Source organism: Streptomyces sp. NPDC017940 (assembly GCF_044328435.1).
Classification (GTDB): domain Bacteria; phylum Actinomycetota; class Actinomycetes; order Streptomycetales; family Streptomycetaceae; genus Streptomyces.
In genome coordinates, this window is record NZ_JBIRHJ010000003.1 from 203,165 (window position 1) to 222,083 (window position 18,919).

Below are 18,919 nucleotides of genomic sequence, written 5' to 3' on the forward strand. Positions count from 1 at the left end.
CAGGGAGACCCCGCCATGCACCCCAGCAGCAAGAACCCCGTCACCGTGGGGCAGTTCGACTCGGGGTGGGGGCGTGGTGTCCTGGCCGGACGAGGCGCCTAGGGCCGGGGGCCGAACAGCGTCTGCTGTCGGCGCCGACGTCCAGGAATCCGTGCAGCGTCGTCGAGTCGGTGCGGTTCGTTCCGTTGGCCGGAGCGGGCTTCACCCGAGTGGCGGGTTCGGTGCCGTGTCCGGGTCCGTGTCGACGAGGGGTACGGTCCCCGGGCCGTCGGCGGGTTCGGTGCCTCTGCCGGCACCGGCTTCGGGGGCCGCGGGCTTCGGTTCGGGCTTGAGGTCCCGCCGGGTCGGATGCCCGCGCTTGTGCTTGTTCTTGTAGCCGCGGGCCGCACGCGCCTTCCCCTGCGGCTCGTCGACCACGCACGCTTCGCACGCGGAGTTGCGGCAAGGAGCGGGGCCCCACACCGGGACGTACGCACCCAGCACCTTGCGTCGTTTGATGGCGGTACCGACTGGCCGTCCGCAGTGCGCACACACAGGTTCGCCCTGCGGACGGGGGCCGGACCGGCGTCCGTCGCTGCCCATGGCCTCAGGGTATGGCGGTTCCCCGGGGCCGGACAGTCCAGCGGTCAGTTCTGCGGGCGGTTGCGGGAGTACGTACGGACGACGACGCCGTTGCCGAAGACCCGGGAGGAGGTCAGCTCGAACTCGCCGACCGCGGACTCCACGCCCTCGAACATCGGCATGCCCGAGCCGAGAAGCACCGGGTAGGTCTTCAGGACTAGTTCGTCGACCTCGTCGAACAACTGGCCCGCGATCCGCGCACCGCCGCACAGCCAGACGCCGAGCTCGCTGTCCTCGGCCTTGAGCGCGCGGACCTTGCCGACGAGGTCGTCGGCGATGATCTCGACGTTCGGGTCGGGTGACGTGCCGAGGCCGCGCGAGGCCACGTACTCCCGCAGGTGCCCGTACGGGCTGGGCATGTTCTCGTTGAGTCCGAGCTGGTAGCTGCCCATGCCCTGGACGACGGTGTCGAACTTCTTGTTGGCCACGTCGCCGAAGCCGAGGACGCTGCGGCCGGCGGCGGAGACCGTCTCCGGATACTCCGTCCTGAGGAACTCCAGGAACTCTTCGTCCACGAACTTCATGAAGGAGTTGGCGTCCCCGCTCGGGTCACCGATGAACCCGTCGATGGAGACGGCGACGAAGTAGGTGAGCTTGCGCAAGCTGAGTCTCATTTCGCAGATGACAGAGGCGGGAGGGCGGAGCCGAACGGCCGGGCGGCCACTGCGCGCGACCGCCCGCCCTCTAACTACTCCGGTTATAGTGGTGCAGGCGCAGTGGTTTGACAACCCCTTTTTTTCGAACGGGTGCAAAAAAGTCGGCCCCGGAAACCGGATCAACCGATTCCGAGGCCGTGCCCGGGGCCGTTCCCCGAGTCCCTTGTCCGAAGCCGTGCCCGGGGCCGCCCCCCAGTCCCTCGTCCGGGGCCGTGCCCTAGCCGCTCGTTCGAGACCGTCCCCGAACCCCTCGCCCGGGCCCCCCGGTCCCTTGGTCCGAAGCCGTGCCCGAGGGCCACGCTTCGCCCTACACCCTGGCCCGCGCTCACCGTCCGTGCTCACACCGCCCGCGGTTCCCGCCACATCGGCCACAGCCGCGGCCCCTCCGGCAGGTCGATCGCGCTGCCGAGGTCGGCGAAACCGAGGCGCAGATACAGTTCCCTACTGCGCGCGTTGCTCGCTTCCAAGTAGGCGTGCAGGCCCTCCCGGTCGCACCGTTCGAGCACCGGGGCGACGAGTGCCGAACCCATGCCCTGCCCCTGCCGCTCCGGCTTCACCGCGATCAGGTGCAGATACTGGTGCGGGCGGTCGGCCGGATGGGCCTGCGACGTCAGTCGCCCGATCACCTCGATCCGTTCGTTGTCCGGATCGACGGCGCGCCGCAGCAGCGCGGGCCCCTCCGTGGCGTCCTCGTGCGCGGAGCCGGCGGGCACCGACCACCACAGCGCGGCGGCCGAGCCGTCCTCGGCGACGTCCACATGGCCCTCCGCGAAGGCGAGGTCGAGGAAGGCGCCCATCAGCGCGCCGTGCCGGTCGCGCCGCCGCCCCTCGTCAGGGAACAGCCAACTGCTCACCGGGTCCCGCATGAACGCCTCGTCGAGCAGCCGGACCACGTCCGCCCGGTCGCTCTCGTCCGCTCTCCGGATCGCCACGCCCATGACTTCTCCCCTTCGCCCCGGCGGCTCACCACTTCCGCCCCAGCTGTCCCGCCCGCAGCCTAAGTGACCGCGCCGGTCGCGACGACAGGTCCCGCACCACCGGCTTCAGGGGCTGCGCATCACCGGCTTCAGGAGCTGCGCACCACCGGTTGCTGCGCCTCCCACCACCAGTTGCCTGGCCTCGCACCACCGCCTGACGTCCCCCGCCCCCACCGGTTGACGGGCCCCGCCCCACCGGCTGACGGGCCCCGCCCCACCGGCTCTCCGCGGTGGCACAAGACCCGTCGTCCCGTCGCGAGGCACCCGGCGGCGGACACGGCGTCGCGTTGCGACAGCGTGGTCGCCCTCCCGGTTGGGCCTCGAAACCGCCCGGCGGAGCGCCCCCTCACACGCCCCGCCGGGACTTCCTCAATCCGTCGTCGCACCCTTGGAGTCAGTACGACCTCCGCGTGACGTACTCCGTGAGTGCGAGGAGACCGTCCGCCCGCACGGGGTCGGGCACCGCGCGGGCGAGTTCCCCGAGCGCCCGGGACATGCGGTCCGCCGCGTGCGACTGCGCCCAGTCCCTGCCTCCGGCCCGCTCGACGACCTGGGCCACCCGCTCCGGATCGCCCGCGAACGCCTCCCGCCCCCGCCCGTACAGACCGGCGAGCGCCGCCCCCTCGAACGTCCCGGAGGCCAGCGCGGCGAGCACCGGCAGCGACATCCCGCGGACGGCCAGGTCCGAGCGCGCGGGCGTGCCCGTGCGCGCGGGGTCTCCCCAGATGCCGATCACATCGTCGATGAGCTGGAAGGCGAGGCCGGCCTGCCGCCCGAACCCGTCGAGCGCCGCCACCGTGTCGGCCCCCGCCCCGGCGTACACCGCGCCGATCGCGCAGGCACAGCCGAGCAGCGCACCCGTCTTCGCCTCGGCCGTGCCGAGGCACTCCTCCAGGGAGACGTCTTCGAGGGCCCTGCCCTCCAGGGCGCGGTCCGCGCGCTGTCCCGCGCGGAGTTCGACGGCACAGGCGGCCAGGCGGGCGGCGGCCGCGGGGGCGCCCGGGTGCGGGTCCTCGGCGAGCAGTCGCTGCGCCAGCCTCCCTAGGGCGTCACCGGCGAGGCTCGCGTCGGCGTCGCCGAATGCGGTCCAAACGGCCGGGCGGTTCCGACGCGTGACGTCGCGGTCCCTGACGTCGTCGTACAGCGGTGTGTCGTGCAGCAGTGTGGAGTTGTGCGTCAGCTCCACGGCCGCGGCGGCCCCGACCGCGGTCAGCGGGTCCCCGCCGAGGGCCCGCACCGCGGTGAGGACGAGAGCCGACCTGGCGGCCTTGCCCGCGTTCCCGGCCGCGGGCGTCCCGTCGGCGCCCTCCCTGCCGAAGTGGTGGAGCGCGGTCCGGCGCAGCCATCCCGGCAGCGAGTCGACCGCCGCGCGCAACTCCAGGTCGACTCGCAGCCGTGCCGCCGCCAGGTTCTCTGCGGCCTCGCACTCCTCCGTCGGTCCCGGTCCGAGAGGCCGGGGCGCGCAGCGCGTCATGTCTGTGGTGCCCGTCATGGGCTTCCTCCGCCGGGGAGGCGGACGGTGGCAGCGCCCGGGTCTGTGGGTGCGTACGCCGGAGGTCCGCCCTCCTCGGCGTACGCGGGCACGGACGGCGGTCGGCCGCCCGCGACGACGAGGCTTCGCCTCACCTCCACCGGCCGATCTCGACGTTCTCCAGGATGCCGAGCGCGTCCGGCACCAGGACGGCCGCGGAGTAGTACGTCGTAACCAGGTAGGAGATGATCGCCTGCTCGCTGATGCCCATGAAGCGCACCGACAGGCTCGGCTCGATCTCGTCCGGGATGCCCGTCTGGTGCAGTCCGATCACGCCCTGATCGTCCTCGCCCGTACGCATGCAGATGATCGAGGTGGTCCGCTCCTCGGTCACCGGGATCTTGTTGCACGGAAAGATGGGCACGCCGCGCCAGGTGGGAATGCGGTTGCCGGACATGTCGATGCTCTCGGGCACGAGCCCGCGCTTGTTGCACTCGCGTCCGAACGCGGCGATCGCGCGCGGGTGGGCGAGGAAGAGCTTCGATCCCCGTCGGCGGCTGAGCAGTTCGTCCAGGTCGTCGGGGCTCGGCACACCGTCGTGGGGCTGGAGCCGCTGGTCGTACTCGCAGTTGCTGAGCAGCCCGAACTCGCGGTTGTTGATCAGCTCGTGCTCCTGGCGCTCCTTCAACGCCTCGACGGTGAGCCGCAGCTGGTGCTCGGTCTGGTTCATAGGCTGGTTGTAGAGGTCTGCCACGCGCGTGTGGATGCGCAGGACGGTCTGGGCGACGCTCAGTTCGTACTCGCGCGGCTGCGACTCGTAGTCGACATACGTACCGGGCAGGACCGCTTCCCCGACGTGACCGGCGGAGAGGTCGATGGCCGCCTCTCCATAGGCGTTGGTGCGCTGGGCGGGGATGGAGCGCAGGCCGTCGAGGTGGGCCCGCAACGACTCGGAGCGCTCCGCGACCTGCTCGAGGTCCTGGCGCGGGAGGGTGAGGACCGTGCAGGTCGTCACCGCGCGCACCGAGTACTCCCAGATGGCTTCCGGGTCGATGAGGGCCTGCTCGCCGAAGTACGCGCCGTCGGCGAGTGTGCCGAGAACCGAGTCCTCGCCGTAGGGCCCCGTACCGAGCTTCTCCGCTCGGCCGTGGGCGAGCAGGAACACCTCGTCCGCCTGGTTGCCGAACGACGTGAGGATCGCGCCGGGCTCGAACTCCCGCTGCTGGCAGCGGCGCGCCAGCTCCGTGAGCACCTCTTGGTCCTCGAAGTCCCGCAGCACCGGCAGTTCACCCAGTTCGGCAGGGATCACCTCGACGCGGTCCCCGGTCTTGACGAAGGTGACACGGCCGTCGCCCACCGAGTAACTCGTCCTGCGGTTCACCCGATACGTGCCGCCCTGCACCTGCACCCAGGGCAGCATCCGCAGCAGCCAGCGGGAGCTGATCTCCTGCATCTGCGGCGCGGACTTGGTGGTGGTGGCCAGATTCCGCGCCGCGGATGTGCCGAGACTCTGCTGCGGCCTGTCCGGCTCCGTACGGATCTCTTCGCCTACCGACATGGTGAATACCCTCCCGATCACGCGCTGACCTCGCCTGCAACCCTTTCAGCACGGCGAGTGCGGGCGCCATCACACAAACGAGCGGGAATGGATGGGCAAAGGACCGGGCAGGTCGCCGCCCGCCTGGTCGAATCCTTCGTACGTTCGTCCAAGAAACCCGTGCTGAGCGGCCTGTGCGAGGCCGGAAGCCGGATACCGGCCGACGAGTGAAAGGTTTTCGGCCAACCCCTGTGTGCGGGCCGACCGGCTGACGCGGACGCGGGGCCGGGTACGGCGGCGGGGCGGAGGGGAACTGCAAGATCCGGGCGCTCGTTCAACGGGACGAGCGCAGCGCAAGCACCATCCGCACCACATCGTCAGGAGAAGCGACATGGCAGGCTTCCTGGACCGCGCCAGAGAACAGGTGCAGCAAGGTCTCACCCAGGGCAAGCAGAAGCTGGACGACGTACAGGCGCAGCGCGCGGGGAACGACCTGCTCAAGCAGCTGGGAGCGGCCTACTACGCGGAGCGGCGCGGCAGCGGCACCCCCGACGCCACCCAGCAGGCGCTCTCCGCCCTGGAGGCACATGTCGCGACCCACGGCGACGGCTTCCTGCGCGCCTGACGCCACCTCGCTGACCAGCCCTTCGATTGACCGGATCGGCTCGCACGGTGCCCGAACAGAGGGTTCGGGCACCGGCAGTTCCGGTATGAGCTGCGTACGAGGCGGCCGCGACGGGCGACCGTCGCGCCCCGAAGGAGACGGTCATGGCCCCACCCATGTCCGCGAACAGGTTCCTGGACGTACTGGAGGACGAAGGCGTCACGGTCGTCGAGGTCGACGACTGGCGCGAGCACAACCGCGATCATGTGGGCCCCTGGGGCCCCGTGCACGGCGTGATGATCCACCACACGGTCACCTCCGGCAGCGAGGCGACGGTGCGGCTGTGCCGCGACGGCCACCCCTCGCTCCCGGGCCCGCTCTGCCACGGCGTCATCACCAAGGACGGCCGCGTGCACCTCGTCGGCTACGGCCGCGCCAATCACGCGGGGCTCGGCGACGACGACGTCCTGCGCGCGGTCATCGCGGAGAAGGCCCTGCCCCCCGACAACGAGGCCAACACCGACGGCAACCGCCACTTCTACGGCTTCGAGTGCGAGAACATGGGCGACGGCGAGGATCCCTGGCCCGACGCCCAGCTGGAGGCCATCGAAAGAGTCTCGGCCGCCATCTGCCGACAGCACGGCTGGACGGCCCGCTCGGTCATCGGGCACCTGGAGTGGCAGCCGGGCAAGGTCGACCCCAAGGGCTTCACCATGGACGCGATGCGGGACCGCGTCCACGAGCGGCTGAAGTAGCGGCGGCACACCATCGGAGGGCACGCGAGGGACAATGGCGGGGTGCCCTCCATCCCGCCCGCGTCCGCGCTGCACGCCCGGCTCCCCACGGCGCTCCAGCCGGTCACGGACCCCCGTTTCGAGGCTCGAGGCCTGCGGCTGCTGCTCAAGCGCGACGACCGGATACATCCCCACCTGCCCGGCAACAAGTACCGTAAGCTCGTCCTGAACCTGGAGCGGGCCCGTGCCGGGGGCCATGAAACGCTGCTGACCTTCGGCGGCGCCTACTCCAACCACCTGCGGGCCACCGCCGCGGCCGGCCGTCTCCTGGGTTTCGGCACGGTCGGGATGGTCCGCGGCGACGAACTGGCCGACCGCCCCCGCAACGCCTCCCTCGCCCGGTGCGAGGCGGACGGCATGCGCCTGCACTTCATCGACAGATCGACGTACCGCCGAAAGGCGGAACCGGAGGTCCTGGCCGCGCTCCGACGCGAGACGGCCACCGAGGACGCGTACGTCATCCCCGAAGGCGGCAGCAACGCCCTCGCCGTCCGGGGATGCGCCGTCCTCGGCGCGGAGCTGCGCGGCCACACGGATGTCGCGGCCGTCGCCTGCGGCACCGGCGGCACCCTCGCGGGCCTGGCGGCGGGCCTCGGCCCCGGCCAGCGCGCGCTCGGCATACCCGTGCTCAAGGGCGGCTTCCTGGGCGCCGGGACGGCGGCGCTACAGCGCGCCGCGTTCGGCGCTGTCGGCACCAACTGGACTCTCGACGACCGCTTCCACTGCGGCGGCTACGCCCGCACCACCGCGGAACTGAACGCCTTCGCCGACGACTTCGAGGACCGGCACGGCCTTCCGGTGGAGCGGATCTACGTAGCCAAGCTCCTGTACGCGCTGACCGCACTCTCCGAAGAGGGCGCCTTCGCCCCGGGGACCAGGGTCACGGCTGTCGTCACCGGCACCCCGCAGGTCGCCTGAGCCCGCCTCAGTCCTCGACCTCCCGGTGGGCCGCCGCCTCCTCCAGGTCCAGCTTGCGCAGCAGCGTCCGCAGCATCTCGTCGTCGATGCGCCGCTCGTCCCGCATGCGCACGAACACCTCGCGCTCGGCGGCGATCGCCTCGCGCGCGAGTCTGCGGTAGGTGGCGTCCGCGGTCTCCCCCGTCACCGGGTTGGGCTGGCCGAGGCGTTCCCACACCGCGTTGCGGCGCCGTTCGAGAACGGTCTCCAGACGGTCCTGGAGGGGCCCTGGCAGGCTGTTGCGCTCGTCCTCCATCAGGTCCCGCAACCGGGCCTCCGCGGCCTGTGAGGCGGCGTTCTGCGCCTGCGCCTCGGCCAGCGTCTGCTGCTGTGCGTCCCTGCCCGGCAGCTTCAGGACCCCGATCAGCCACGGCAGCGAGAGTCCCTGCACCACCAGCGTCCCGATGACCGTGGTGAAGGTCAGGAAGAGCACGAGGTTGCGCGCGGGGAAGGGTTCGCCGTGCTCCGTCACCAGCGGGATCGAGAACGCGATCGCCAGCGACACCACACCGCGCATTCCCGCCCAGCTGACGACCAGCGGGCGCCGCCAGTCCAGATCGTCCTCGCGCTCCCGGATACGCGCCGACATCGCGCGCGGGAGGTACGTCGCGGGATACGACCACACGAAGCGCACCAGTACGACGCACACGAAGACCGCGACGGCGTACCAGACCGCCTGTCCCACGCTGTACTCGCCGAGCTCCCCGAGCACGATCGGCAGCTGGAGACCGATGAGCGCGAACACCGCCGACTCCAGGAGGAACCCCACGACCTTCCACACCGCGGCCTCCTGGAGCCGCGTCTCGAAGTCGACCTGCCAGGAACGATGCCCCAGGTAGAGGGCCACCACGACCACGGCGAGCACTCCGGAGGCGTGCACCTGCTCGGCGGCCGCGTACGCGACGAAGGGGATCAGGAGCGACAGCGTGTTCTGTAGCAGCGCCTCCTTCAGATGGGTGCGCAGCCAGTGGAGGGGCACCATGAGGACGAGCCCCACCCCTACCCCGCCCACCGCCGCCACGAGGAACTCCTCGATGCCGCCGGCCCAGCTCGCGCCCTCACCGACGGCCGCCGCGAGCGCCACCTTGTAGGCGGTGATCGCCGTCGCGTCGTTCACCAGGGACTCGCCCTGGAGGATCGTCGTGATGCGCGAGGGCAGCCCCACGCGGCGCGCGATGGCCGTCGCGGCGACGGCGTCCGGCGGCGCGATCACCGCCCCCAGGACGAGCGCCGCGGTCAGCGGGAGGTCCGGGATCAACAGATAGGCGAGCCAGCCGACAACCAGCGTCGCGAACAGAACGTAACCGACCGATAGGAGCGCGACGGGCCTGACATTGGCCCGCAGGTCCAGATACGAGCTCTCCAGGGCGGCCGTGTGCAGCAGCGGCGGCAGAATCAGTGGCAGCACCACGTGCGGGTCGAGGTGGTAGTCCGGCACCCCCGGCACGTACGCGGCGATCAGTCCGGCGCCGACCAGAAGCAGGGGTGCGGGCACCGGGGTGCGCCGCGCGGCACCGGCCACGGCGGCACTCGCGGCGATCAGCGCCACCAGGGGCAATACGTCCATCGGCACGATCCTCCACCGTCCGCTCTCCCGTCGTAACCTGGCCATCATGAACGAGTGCTCGCACGTCAGCGCACTGCCCCACCCCGAACCCGCACCCCTGAGCGAAACGTGCCGGGAGTGCCTCGCGGCCGGCAGCCACCCCGTGCAGCTGCGGCTGTGCCTCAGCTGCGGGCACGTCGGATGCTGCGACTCCTCGCCCTTCCGGCACGCGACGGCGCACTTCCAGGAGACCGGGCATCCGGTGATGCGCACGTTCGAACCCGGCGAGGTCTGGCGCTGGTGTTTTGTCGACGGTTCGATCGTCTGAGGCCTGGGTACGTCAACCCGACGCTCGTTCTTTCCAATTGGGCCCGCAAAACCCCTAGCCACTGTCCGTACCCGTAGGCTTACTATGAGTGACAGCAACGGGGCGGGGCCCCCGGGACACGGAACTGAGCAGCGCGGTAGCGTCACCGCTTGAATACGTGGGGCGTCACCCGTGTGACCCAGTCCGGACCACCGTGACACGGCGGCCGGAGCCCCGAAAGTGCTTGTACCACCTTGGAGGTGAGGGTGTCCCAGATCGCAGGCGAGCCCGGGAATCAGGACTTCGTGGAGGTCCGCCTTCCGGCTGCGGGTGCCTACCTGTCGGTGTTGCGTACGGCCACGGCCGGCCTCGCGGCGCGCTTGGACTTCACCCTGGACGAGATCGAGGACCTCCGCATCGCTGTCGACGAGGCCTGCGCGATCCTGCTCCAGCAGGCCGTGCCCGGCTCGGTGCTCAGCTGCGTCTTCCGGCTCGTGGACGACTCCCTGGAGGTGACTGTTTCGGCACCCACCACGGACGGCCGTGCCCCGGAGCGCGACACCTTCGCCTGGACTGTCCTGTCGGCCCTCGCGGGCATGGTCGACTCCTCGGTCGCCGACGACAAGACCGTTTCGATCAGCCTCTACAAAAAGCGCGGCGCGGGACCCGGGCCGGCGTGAGGAACGGGGACGGGCCGGTGCGGGACGACGAGCGCGGCACACGTGACACACACGGTCTGCCCGCCCGCGGCAGGGGCGGCACGCGTCCGGCCACCGGGCGCGGTCCGATGCAGCCGGGGCCTGCCGCCCCGGGCGGCATCCCCGAGCAGCAGGCGAGGCCGCACCCACAGGATCCGGAGCGGCCGGGTCCACCGACGGGCGGGACGATGAGCGAGCACGAGCAGCACAGCCGGCACGATCCACGGGACCGCAGCGGCGCGCGAGCGATGTTCGTGAAGCTGCGCTCGTTGAATGACGCCAGCCCGGAGTACGCGGAGCTGCGCAATCAGCTCGTCCGCATGCATCTGCCGCTCGTGGAGCACCTGGCGCGCCGCTTCCGCAACAGGGGCGAGCCCCTGGACGACCTGACGCAGGTCGCCACGATCGGCCTGATCAAGTCGGTGGACCGCTTCGACCCGGACCGCGGCGTGGAATTCTCCACGTACGCCACCCCGACGGTCGTCGGTGAGATCAAGCGCCACTTCCGCGACAAGGGCTGGGCGGTGCGGGTGCCGCGGCGCCTTCAGGAGCTGCGCCTGGCCCTGACCACGGCGACGGCCGAGCTCTCACAACTGCACGGCCGCTCCCCCACGGTGCACGAACTGGCCGAGAAACTGGCGATCTCCGAAGAGGAGGTTCTGGAGGGCCTGGAGTCGGCCAACGCCTATTCCACGCTGTCGCTCGACGTGCCGGACACGGACGACGAGTCACCGGCCGTCGCGGACACCCTCGGCGCCGAGGACGAGGCCTTGGAGGGCGTCGAGTACCGCGAGTCCCTCAAACCGCTCCTGGAGGACCTGCCCCCGCGCGAGAAGCGGATCCTGCTGCTGCGGTTCTTCGGGAACATGACGCAGTCGCAGATCGCGCAGGAGGTGGGTATCTCGCAGATGCACGTGTCACGGCTGCTGGCCCGCACCCTCGCGCAGCTGCGCGAGAAGCTCCTCGTGGAGGAGTGAGCGCTTCCCGGGCGGGTCGGCTCGTGAGCGGCGGCTCCGGGGCGGGTCGGCTTCCCGAACGGGTTGCCGCCGCCGAGCGGCACTGAGGGCGGCGAGGTCTTCCTCGCCGCCCTCAGCCGTCCGCCACCGCCGCACGTCGTCACCCCCGCACGCGGAGGCGGCACCCCCGCACGCCTTTTCGGGTGGAGCTACTTGCCGCCCTCTTGTACGTTGCCGGGGCCGGTGATGCCGAGCGCCTCGGTCGTCGCGGGGTTGACCAGCAGAACGAGCGTGGCGACCGCGACCCCGGCGAGCGCGATGCCGCCGGGGATCATCGCGCTGTCCGCCTGGAGCAGCTGCCACGCCACGGGCAGCGCCATGATCTGCGTGATGATGGCCGGTCCTCGCGCCCAGCGGCGCAGCCGGAGCAGACCGCGCGCGGCGAGCAGCGGAAGCAGCGCGAGGACGAGCAGCGTGATGCCGCCCGTCGTGGCCTGCCGAGGGTTGTCGGGTTCGCCCGCGAGGCCCATCACGAGCATGTAGGCACCGCCGACGACGAGGGCCAGGCCCTCCAGCGCGGCGAGCGCCGCGGCGGCCGTGAGGCGCCCGGGGCGGGGGCCCGACGCGGGGGCTTCTGGGGTGGTCTTCGGCTCAGTGCTCACGCATCGAGGGTAGCCCCGGGCGCCCTGAGCCCGGCACCTCGGTGGGGTCCGCGCGAGACCTCGGTCTGGGCCAGGTACAGACCGCTAGGTAGTCTGCTGCGCATGCGTGCACTTCTCGTGGTCAATCCGGCGGCTACTACTACCAGTGCGCGCACCCGTGACGTACTGATCCACGCTCTCGCGAGCGAGATGAAGCTGGAAGCGGTCACTACGGAGTACCGCGGTCACGCCCGCGACCTCGGCCGGCAGGCCGCGGAGAGCAAGGACATCGAGCTGGTCGTGGCCCTCGGCGGCGACGGCACCGTCAACGAGGTCGTCAACGGTCTGCTGCACGACGGTCCCTCTCCGGAGAACCTGCCCCGCCTCGCCGTCGTCCCCGGCGGCTCGACCAATGTGTTCGCCCGTGCCCTGGGGCTGCCGAACGACGCGGTCGAGGCGACCGGTGCCATCTTGGACGCGCTGCGTGAGGGAAGCGGACGGACAGTGAGCCTCGGCCGGGTCTCGGGCACCCCGGGCACGGAGGACGAGGCGGTGCCGGCGCGCTGGTTCACGTTCGCTGCGGGGCTGGGATTCGACGCCGGCGTGGTCGGCCGGGTGGAGCAGCACCGGGAGCGCGGCAAGCGCTCGACGCACGCCCTCTACGTGCGCCAGGTGGTACGCCAGTTTCTCGGCGAGAGCGACCGCCGCCACGGTGCGATCACGCTGGAGCGGGCGGGCGAGGAGCCGGTCACCGACCTGGTGATGTCCATAGTCTGCAACACCTCCCCCTGGTCCTACCTGGGCAATCGTCCGTTGTACGCGTCTCCGAAGGCCTCCTTCGACACGGGCCTCGACGTGCTCGGCCTCAAGCGGCTCTCGACGGCTGCGGTCGCCCGGTACGGCACCCAATTGCTGCGTTCGACGCCCGAGCGCGGACCGCACGGAAAGAACGCGGTCGCGCTGCACGACCTGACGGACTTCACCTTGCATTCGAAGGTGCCCCTGCCGCTCCAGATGGACGGCGACCACCTGGGACTGCGGACGAGCGTGACGTTCACAGGCGTACGCCGTGCACTGCGTGTGATTGTGTGAGTGGAAGGGCCTAAAGTCCTTTCACTCGAACGTTTAGGCCAGGATCCACCCCATGGAAGTACGGCTGTGACTCAGTCGACACCGAGGAATCAAAAAAAACTTTCCGGAAGGGGTTGTATCCGCCGCCGAGGTTTGCGAATCTCTACATGGCGATCGGGACGGCCCGCAACACCGGCCTCTATAAGTCGCCAGAACCCCTCCTCTCACCACAGGTCCACACCAGGCAACTGGGAGTCGACCCTTCCCGTGCGGGGGGATTCGTGAAAGCGTTCACATTCACAAGCAATCTTCATGTATGACCAAGGAGAGGTAGCAGCCATGGACTGGCGTCACAACGCCGTTTGCCGCGAGGAAGACCCCGAGCTGTTCTTCCCCATCGGCAACACCGGTCCTGCGCTGCTGCAGATCGAGGAAGCCAAGGCCGTATGCCGTCGCTGCCCCGTCATGGAGCAGTGCCTGCAGTGGGCGCTCGAGTCCGGCCAGGACTCCGGCGTCTGGGGTGGCCTCAGCGAGGACGAGCGCCGCGCGATGAAGCGCCGCGCCGCCCGCAACCGGGCGCGCCAGGCCAGCGCCTGACGCCCACGCCCCTTACGAGCCCGAGCTTGGCGGCGCGTATGCCTGACGGCGGTCATCCGTAGACAGTGCGTACGCACCCCCCCCCGCCCCCGAGCCGCAGCCGCGCAGTACCCCTCGATGCGCATCGCAACGTGAGCAAGAAGCCCTGGACCCGACCGGTCCGGGGCTTCTTGCTGTGCTGCCCCGGCGCCCCCTTCCGCACCTTCAGCAGTGCGGCTTGGTTGCCGTGGGTCTTGGTTTCTGTGGGTTGTGCCGTGGGTCTTGCTGCGCGTCCCGCTGCGGGTCTTGCTACGGGCCAGGTCGGGGCGTTCACATACCGTCACCTTGACAGCTGTTTGCGAACGCTACTGCCTGGTCCGCAAGGACCCGAGGGACGGGTGTCGGCTACTTGTCCCCGCGCACCGGGATGTCGAGAACGACCCGAGTGCCCCGTTCCGGCGCCCTGACCATGTCAAACGTGCCGCCCAGCTCACCCTCTACGAGGGTGCGCACGATTTGCAGACCCAGGTTGCCCGAGCGATGCGGGTCGAAGTCGGCGGGCAGGCCGACGCCGTCGTCCTGGACGGTGATCAGGAGCCTGGCGTCCTTCGCGGTGCCGCCGCGGACCGCGGAAACCTCGACGCTACCGGTGTCCCCCTGCGCGAAGCCGTGCTCCAGGGCGTTCTGGAGGATCTCCGTAAGCACCATCGACAGCGGCGTCGCGACTTCGGCGTCGAGAATGCCGAAGCGTCCGGTGCGCCGGCCCGTCACCGTACCGGGTGAGATCTCCGCGACCATGGCGAGGACACGGTCGGCGATCTCGTCGAACTCCACCCGCTCGTCCAGGTTCTGCGACAGCGTCTCGTGGACGATGGCGATCGAACCCACCCGGCGGACCGCCTCCTCCAGGGCCTCGCGCCCGGAGACGGAGTCGATGCGGCGGGCCTGGAGCCGCAGCAGCGCCGCGACCGTCTGGAGGTTGTTCTTCACCCGGTGGTGGATCTCCCGGATGGTGGCGTCCTTGGTGATCAACTCGCGCTCGCGGCGGCGTAGTTCCGTGACGTCCCGCAGCAGCACCAGCGAACCGATCCGCGGCCCCTTGGGCTTGAGCGGGATGGCACGCAGCTGGATCACGCCGTCGCCGCCCTCGATCTCGAACTCACGGGGAGCCCAGCCGCTGGCGAGCTTGGTCAGGGCCTCGTCCACAGGGCCCCTGGACGGCGCGAGTTCAGCGGTGGCCTTGCCCAGGTGGTGCCCCACGAGGTCGGCGGCGAGCCCGAGACGGTGGTACGCGGACAGGGCGTTCGGCGACGCGTACTGGACGACGCCCTCCGCGTCCAGACGCAGCAGGCCGTCGCCCACGCGCGGGGACGCGTCCATGTCGACCTGCTGCCCCTCGAACGGAAACGATCCTGCGGCGATCATCTGCGCCAGGTCGGACGCCGATTGCAGATACGTGAGTTCGAGCCGCGAAGGGGTGCGCACCGTGAGGAGGTTGGTGTTGCGGGCGATGACTCCGAGGACGCGTCCCTCCCTGCGCACGGGAATGGACTCGACGCGCACCGGGACCTCTTCGCGCCACTCCGGGTCGCCCTCGCGCACGATGCGGCCCTCGTCGAGCGCCGCGTCGAGCAGCGGCCTGCGGCCGCGCGGGACCAGGTGGCCGACCATGTCGTCCTGGTAGGAGGTCGGTCCGGTGTTGGGCCGCATCTGCGCGACGGAGACATAGCGCGTGCCGTCGCGCGTGGGCACCCACAGCACGAGGTCGGCGAAGGAGAGGTCGGAGAGCAGCTGCCACTCCGAGACCAGCAGATGCAGCCACTCGAGGTCGGAGTCGCCTAGGGCCGTGTGCTGGCGTACGAGGTCGTTCATGGAGGGCACGTCTGCGAGCGTACCCGGCGTTTCCGGCCGTACCCGGCGGCGCAGGCTGTGCCTGCCCGCGCTCGGCGGTCCCGCTGTGTCCACCAGTGCCCTGCTCCGCCCGGCTGTGCCCGCCCGTCCCGGCGGCGCCTTCGTGTGCCGACGGTCCCGGACGGACCCGGCGGCCTCTCCAGGCCCGGCAGGCCCGACAGGCCGCGGCGCCGGGGCGGGACCCTCAACCCGACCCCAACACCGCAGCCCTTCAGGTGCACCGACGACCGGAATGTGCGGTACCGGCCGCCGATTCGGGAGAATCCGGCGCGGTCAGGGCAGAGAGCGCCGGCTCCTCGGACCGCTCTTCTGTGCGGGAAGAGCGGGGCTTTACTCCCGCATTGTGGACTAGACCATTCTCCCATGTCTATGCGCGGGGAGCGGTTTGTTCTCGGGGCTTCCTCCAGTGGGCAGGTGCCGAACTGGCGTCCCCGAGACAGGCTCGGTGCCGACCCGGTGCCGAGCCGGTGCCGACGCGGTGCCGAGCCGGGGGCTGCGCGGTCAGGCCGTGGGCCAGCCCCGCATCGCCAGGTCGACGACGGCGTCCAGGTCCTCCTTGCCGGCGCCGTCGCGGGACTGCTGCGAGAGCCCCTGAAAGACCGCTCCCACATAGCGGGCCAGGTGCGCGGCGTCCGCGTCCCCGGGCAGTTCCCCGGCGTCGATGCCCTGCTGGATGCGGGCCGCGAAGGTCGCGATGTTCGCGTTGCGCTGCGCGCGCAGGGTCTGCTCGACCTCCGGGGTCGTGCAGTTGGTCGCCGCGTGGATGACCATGCAGCCGTGCGGGTGGCCGGGCTCGGTGAAGACCTCGGCGGCCTCGCGCAGGACGCGCTCCATCGCGCCACGGGCCGTCGGCTCCTCCGCCAGCGCCCGCCCGCCGAAGGCGCCGTAAGAGCCCGCGTAACGCACCAGGACCTCCTCGAACAAGGTCCGCTTGTCGCCGAACGCGGCGTACAGGCTCGGGGCGCCGATGCCCATCTCCCGGGTGAGATCGGAGACGGTCGTCGCCTCGTACCCGTGCTCCCAGAACCGGCGCAGGGCCTTCTCCAGAGCCGTGTCCCGGTCGAAGGAGCGCGGTCTGCCTCGCTGTTTCGTCGCCATGGAAAAAATTCTATAGCGTCCGCTAGAAAAGCGGGAGCGGGTCGGGTACGGTTTTTGTGTAGCGACCGCTAGAGATAGTTGGGGGCCTGATCATGGGTGCAGCCGGGACGGACAGGGCGAGCATGCGCGCGGCGGACGTGAGCGCGGTGGAGACGGGGGCGGGGGCGGGTACAGCAGGGACAGGTACGGCGGTGGCGGGGACGACCGGTGGACGGCTGGTCGGCAGAACCGCCCTGGTCACGGGCGGCAGCCGGGGCATCGGGCGCGGCATCGCCGAGCGGCTGGCACGGGACGGCGCGCGGGTCGGCGTGCACTACGGCAGCAACGCGGCCGCGGCGAAGGAGACGGTGGCGGCGATCGAGCGGTCCGGCGGCTCCGCGTTCGCGATCGGCGCGGAGCTTGGCGTGCCCGGCGACGCGGCGGCGCTGTGGGCGGCCTTCGACGCCCACGCGGACGGCCTGGACATCCTGGTGAACAACGCCGGGATAGGTACGTCACGGCCGTTCGCGGACACGGACGAGGCCGAGTACGACCGGTTGTTCGCAGTGAACGCCAGAGCTCCGTACTTCATCACCCGGCTCGGCACGGAGCGGCTGCGGGACGGCGGACGCGTCATCAACATCTCGTCGGGCGTCTCCCACGCGGCCGTGCTGCCGGACATCATGACGTACGCCATGACGAAGGGCGCCCTCGACGTCTTCACGCGGAACCTGTCCAAGGTGCTCGGCCCCCGCGGCATCACAGTCAACGCGGTGGCACCCGGCATCGTGGACACGGACGTCAACGCCGCCTGGCTGCGCGGCGAGGAGAACAAGGACGCGTGGGAGGGTGCGGCGGCGATGTCGGCACTCGGCAGGGTCGGGACGACACAGGACATAGCCGACGTGGTCGCCTTCCTCGCCTCGCCGGACGGACGGTGGGTGACGGGTCAGTGGATCGACGCGACGGGAGGATCACTGGCCTGAGCGGATACTCCGCCCGAGCCCCGCCCGGCCCGGCTCCCGGCTCTCGGGTTGCTCACCGAGTCTCCGTCACCTTCGCCAGCGCCCGGGGCGCGTCCGGGTCCTGACCACGGGCGATGGTGACCTCGTGGGCGAGCAATTGCAGAGGGATGATCTCCAGGATCGGCTGGACCTCCTCGGGTACGCCCTCGGTGGGCAGGACGAACCCGGCGGACGCCTGCTCGACCTGGGGCCTGGGGCCGATGACCACGAGGTCGGCGCCGCGGCCGCGCAGCCGGTCCAGGACGGGTTGCAGCGCCTGCCCTCCCCTGCCGTCCGGGACCACGGCGATGACCGGTGAGATGTTGTCGACCATGGCGAGGGGGCCGTGCAGGAGGTCGGCGCCGGAGTAGGCGAGGGCGGGGATGTAGCTGGTCTCCATCAGTTTCAGGGCGGCTTCCTTGGCGGTGGGGTAGCCGTAGCCGCGGGAGGTGATGACCATGCGCTCGGCGAAGCGGTAGCGGGCGGCGAGGGCCCGGACCTCCGGTTGGCGGGCGAGGAGGTCGGTGGCGAGTCCTGGCAGGGAGCGTGCCGCGGTGCCGTCGCCGTCGCGCAGGCCCTCGACGAAGAGGTAGAGGGCGAGCAGGGACGCCGTGTAGGTCTTCGTGGCGGGCAGGGCCCTCTCGGGGCCCGCGAGGATGTCGATGTGGTGCTCGGAGACGGCGGCCAAGGGGGAGTCGGGGTTGTTGGTGACCGCGAGGGTGAGGGCGCCGGCCTCGCGGGCGGCCTGGGTGGAGGCCACCAGGTCCGGTGAGCCGCCGGACTGGCTCACGGTGATGACCAGGACGTCCCTGAGATCGGGTTCGGCGCCGTAGGCGGTGGTCGTGGACATGGAGGTGAGGCCGCAGGGCAGACCGAGGCGGACCTCGAGGAGGTACTTGGCGTACAGGGCGGCGTTGTCCGAGGTGCCGCGGGCGGTGAGCAGGACGAAGCGGGGGCTCCGGGCGGCGACGCGGGCGGCGGTCTCGCGGATCTGCGGGGCGCCGGTGTCGAGGAGCCGCCGCAGGACATCGGGCTGCTCGGCCATCTCACGGGACATGATGCGGCCGGGCTGCTCACGGTAGGTGAAGGACGACGACACAGTCATGCCTCCCACTGTGCTTGCTCCTGGGCGGGAGCGCTTGCCCACTCAGGTAGTGGGGGCCGAGCACCGCCCCCGCCTCCCCTCGGGCCGCGCCACGCCCCCGTGCCGCGCCGCACCTCCTCACACGCCCGCGCCGCACCTCCTCCCCCGACCCGCGCCACGCCTCCTCCGGCCGCGCCTCCCCCCGGGCGCGCCACGCCTCCTCCGGGCCGCGCCGCACCTCCTCACACGCCCGCGCCACGCCTCCCCCGACCCGCGCCACACCTCCCCCCGGGCCGCGCCACACCTCCCCGGCCCGCGCCACGCCTTGCCACACCCATGCCCACGCAGCACCCCCCGCCATGTGTTAGGCCCCCCGGGGGCGCGCCGCACCGCTTCGGGATCGCAGCCCACCCCTCTCCCCACCACCCCCG

At 71.1% G+C, this 18,919-nt stretch carries 20 protein-coding genes; 10 read left to right on the forward strand and 10 right to left on the reverse strand.

Going from position 1 to position 18,919, the window contains the following annotated elements:
- Positions 1–201: 201 nt before the first annotated feature.
- The 5 genes from ACH4DX_RS11045 to ACH4DX_RS11065 all read right to left on the reverse strand — a co-directional run bounded on the left by ACH4DX_RS11045 (position 202) and on the right by ACH4DX_RS11065 (position 5,283).
- Complete coding sequence (locus ACH4DX_RS11045; RefSeq protein WP_398120496.1) at positions 202–417, reverse strand: hypothetical protein; 216 nt, start codon at positions 415–417, stop codon at positions 202–204.
- Positions 418–626: 209 nt separating this feature from the next.
- Positions 627–1,223: a dihydrofolate reductase family protein gene (locus ACH4DX_RS11050; RefSeq protein WP_398120810.1), complete on the reverse strand. Its 597-nt coding sequence runs from the start codon at positions 1,221–1,223 to the stop codon at positions 627–629.
- Between the two features lie 392 nt (positions 1,224–1,615).
- Entirely contained in the window at positions 1,616–2,215 is a 600-nt protein-coding gene (locus ACH4DX_RS11055; RefSeq protein ID WP_398120494.1) for a GNAT family N-acetyltransferase, read from the reverse strand.
- 433 nt (positions 2,216–2,648) lie between these two features.
- Entirely contained in the window at positions 2,649–3,746 is a 1,098-nt protein-coding gene (locus tag ACH4DX_RS11060; protein ID WP_398154887.1) for a polyprenyl synthetase family protein, read from the reverse strand.
- A gap of 130 nt (positions 3,747–3,876) precedes the next feature.
- Positions 3,877–5,283 carry a family 2B encapsulin nanocompartment shell protein gene (locus ACH4DX_RS11065; protein ID WP_398120490.1) on the reverse strand — a complete coding sequence of 469 codons (1,407 nt, stop codon included), beginning with the start codon at positions 5,281–5,283 and terminating at the stop codon, positions 3,877–3,879.
- An 87-nt stretch (positions 5,284–5,370) separates the two neighbouring features.
- Here ACH4DX_RS11065 and ACH4DX_RS11070 point away from each other — a divergent pair, with 87 nt between their 5' ends.
- From ACH4DX_RS11070 to ACH4DX_RS11085, 4 genes are all read left to right on the forward strand, one after another.
- On the forward strand, positions 5,371–5,493 hold the full coding sequence (locus ACH4DX_RS11070) for a hypothetical protein (protein ID WP_398154888.1): 123 nt from the start codon (positions 5,371–5,373) through the stop codon (positions 5,491–5,493).
- A 160-nt stretch (positions 5,494–5,653) separates the two neighbouring features.
- Entirely contained in the window at positions 5,654–5,887 is a 234-nt protein-coding gene (locus ACH4DX_RS11075; protein ID WP_398120488.1) for a hypothetical protein, read from the forward strand.
- A 143-nt stretch (positions 5,888–6,030) separates the two neighbouring features.
- Positions 6,031–6,621 (forward strand): N-acetylmuramoyl-L-alanine amidase, encoded by a 591-nt coding sequence (locus ACH4DX_RS11080; RefSeq protein WP_398154889.1) that lies wholly within the window; start codon positions 6,031–6,033, stop codon positions 6,619–6,621.
- A gap of 42 nt (positions 6,622–6,663) precedes the next feature.
- Positions 6,664–7,578, forward strand: a complete 915-nt coding sequence (locus ACH4DX_RS11085) for a 1-aminocyclopropane-1-carboxylate deaminase/D-cysteine desulfhydrase (RefSeq protein ID WP_398154890.1) — start codon at positions 6,664–6,666, stop codon at positions 7,576–7,578.
- Positions 7,579–7,585: 7 nt separating this feature from the next.
- On the opposite strand, the gene ACH4DX_RS11090 is transcribed toward ACH4DX_RS11085, so the two are convergent.
- Positions 7,586–9,184 (reverse strand): Na+/H+ antiporter, encoded by a 1,599-nt coding sequence (locus ACH4DX_RS11090; RefSeq protein ID WP_398120482.1) that lies wholly within the window; start codon positions 9,182–9,184, stop codon positions 7,586–7,588.
- Between the two features lie 46 nt (positions 9,185–9,230).
- Between ACH4DX_RS11090 and ACH4DX_RS11095 the strand changes: the two genes are divergently transcribed.
- From ACH4DX_RS11095 to ACH4DX_RS11105, 3 genes are all read left to right on the forward strand, one after another.
- On the forward strand, positions 9,231–9,491 hold the full coding sequence (locus tag ACH4DX_RS11095) for a UBP-type zinc finger domain-containing protein (RefSeq protein ID WP_398120480.1): 261 nt from the start codon (positions 9,231–9,233) through the stop codon (positions 9,489–9,491).
- 245 nt (positions 9,492–9,736) lie between these two features.
- Entirely contained in the window at positions 9,737–10,150 is a 414-nt protein-coding gene (locus tag ACH4DX_RS11100; protein ID WP_030560675.1) for an anti-sigma regulatory factor, read from the forward strand.
- Entirely contained in the window at positions 10,147–11,145 is a 999-nt protein-coding gene (locus ACH4DX_RS11105) for an RNA polymerase sigma factor SigF (protein ID WP_398120478.1), read from the forward strand. The genes ACH4DX_RS11100 and ACH4DX_RS11105 overlap by 4 nt, the downstream gene beginning before the upstream one ends.
- 188 nt (positions 11,146–11,333) lie before the next feature.
- Here ACH4DX_RS11105 and ACH4DX_RS11110 read toward each other — a convergent pair whose 3' ends face one another.
- Positions 11,334–11,786: a hypothetical protein gene (locus tag ACH4DX_RS11110; RefSeq protein ID WP_398120476.1), complete on the reverse strand. Its 453-nt coding sequence runs from the start codon at positions 11,784–11,786 to the stop codon at positions 11,334–11,336.
- Between the two features lie 102 nt (positions 11,787–11,888).
- Here ACH4DX_RS11110 and ACH4DX_RS11115 point away from each other — a divergent pair, with 102 nt between their 5' ends.
- Complete coding sequence (locus tag ACH4DX_RS11115) at positions 11,889–12,857, forward strand: diacylglycerol/lipid kinase family protein (protein WP_398120474.1); 969 nt, start codon at positions 11,889–11,891, stop codon at positions 12,855–12,857.
- 318 nt (positions 12,858–13,175) lie between these two features.
- Positions 13,176–13,433 (forward strand): WhiB family transcriptional regulator, encoded by a 258-nt coding sequence (locus ACH4DX_RS11120; protein WP_016639615.1) that lies wholly within the window; start codon positions 13,176–13,178, stop codon positions 13,431–13,433.
- A gap of 384 nt (positions 13,434–13,817) precedes the next feature.
- Here the strand turns inward: ACH4DX_RS11120 and ACH4DX_RS11125 are convergent, their stop codons facing one another.
- Both ACH4DX_RS11125 and ACH4DX_RS11130 read right to left on the reverse strand, forming a co-directional pair.
- Positions 13,818–15,284 (reverse strand): PAS domain-containing sensor histidine kinase, encoded by a 1,467-nt coding sequence (locus ACH4DX_RS11125; RefSeq protein ID WP_398120808.1) that lies wholly within the window; start codon positions 15,282–15,284, stop codon positions 13,818–13,820.
- 540 nt (positions 15,285–15,824) lie between these two features.
- Positions 15,825–16,421: a TetR/AcrR family transcriptional regulator gene (locus ACH4DX_RS11130; protein ID WP_398154891.1), complete on the reverse strand. Its 597-nt coding sequence runs from the start codon at positions 16,419–16,421 to the stop codon at positions 15,825–15,827.
- Positions 16,422–16,543: 122 nt separating this feature from the next.
- On the opposite strand from ACH4DX_RS11130, the gene ACH4DX_RS11135 reads away from it, so the two are divergent.
- Positions 16,544–17,386, forward strand: a complete 843-nt coding sequence (locus tag ACH4DX_RS11135; RefSeq protein WP_398154892.1) for an SDR family oxidoreductase — start codon at positions 16,544–16,546, stop codon at positions 17,384–17,386.
- Positions 17,387–17,438: 52 nt separating this feature from the next.
- Here ACH4DX_RS11135 and ACH4DX_RS11140 read toward each other — a convergent pair whose 3' ends face one another.
- The gene (locus tag ACH4DX_RS11140; protein WP_398154893.1) at positions 17,439–18,509 is read right to left on the reverse strand and encodes an SIS domain-containing protein; all 1,071 of its coding nucleotides are present in this window, start codon (positions 18,507–18,509) and stop codon (positions 17,439–17,441) included.
- Positions 18,510–18,919: the final 410 nt, after the last annotated feature.

Excerpts from the sequence above, each read along its gene's own strand:
- ACH4DX_RS11140 (WP_398154893.1), bottom strand. The coding sequence starts at position 18,509 with ATGACTGTGTCGTCGTCCTTCACCTACCGTGAGCAGCCCGGCCGCATC.
- ACH4DX_RS11075 (WP_398120488.1), top strand. The coding sequence starts at position 5,654 with ATGGCAGGCTTCCTGGACCGCGCCAGAGAACAGGTGCAGCAAGGTCTC.
- ACH4DX_RS11120 (WP_016639615.1), top strand. The coding sequence starts at position 13,176 with ATGGACTGGCGTCACAACGCCGTTTGCCGCGAGGAAGACCCCGAGCTG.
- ACH4DX_RS11125 (WP_398120808.1), bottom strand. The coding sequence starts at position 15,284 with ATGAACGACCTCGTACGCCAGCACACGGCCCTAGGCGACTCCGACCTC.
- ACH4DX_RS11115 (WP_398120474.1), top strand. The coding sequence starts at position 11,889 with ATGCGTGCACTTCTCGTGGTCAATCCGGCGGCTACTACTACCAGTGCG.
- ACH4DX_RS11135 (WP_398154892.1), top strand. The coding sequence starts at position 16,544 with ATGCGCGCGGCGGACGTGAGCGCGGTGGAGACGGGGGCGGGGGCGGGT.
- ACH4DX_RS11065 (WP_398120490.1), bottom strand. The coding sequence starts at position 5,283 with ATGTCGGTAGGCGAAGAGATCCGTACGGAGCCGGACAGGCCGCAGCAG.
- ACH4DX_RS11130 (WP_398154891.1), bottom strand. The coding sequence starts at position 16,421 with ATGGCGACGAAACAGCGAGGCAGACCGCGCTCCTTCGACCGGGACACG.
- ACH4DX_RS11060 (WP_398154887.1), bottom strand. The coding sequence starts at position 3,746 with ATGACGGGCACCACAGACATGACGCGCTGCGCGCCCCGGCCTCTCGGA.
- ACH4DX_RS11070 (WP_398154888.1), top strand. The coding sequence starts at position 5,371 with ATGGATGGGCAAAGGACCGGGCAGGTCGCCGCCCGCCTGGTCGAATCC.
- ACH4DX_RS11090 (WP_398120482.1), bottom strand. The coding sequence starts at position 9,184 with ATGGACGTATTGCCCCTGGTGGCGCTGATCGCCGCGAGTGCCGCCGTG.
- ACH4DX_RS11095 (WP_398120480.1), top strand. The coding sequence starts at position 9,231 with ATGAACGAGTGCTCGCACGTCAGCGCACTGCCCCACCCCGAACCCGCA.
- ACH4DX_RS11055 (WP_398120494.1), bottom strand. The coding sequence starts at position 2,215 with ATGGGCGTGGCGATCCGGAGAGCGGACGAGAGCGACCGGGCGGACGTG.
- ACH4DX_RS11080 (WP_398154889.1), top strand. The coding sequence starts at position 6,031 with ATGGCCCCACCCATGTCCGCGAACAGGTTCCTGGACGTACTGGAGGAC.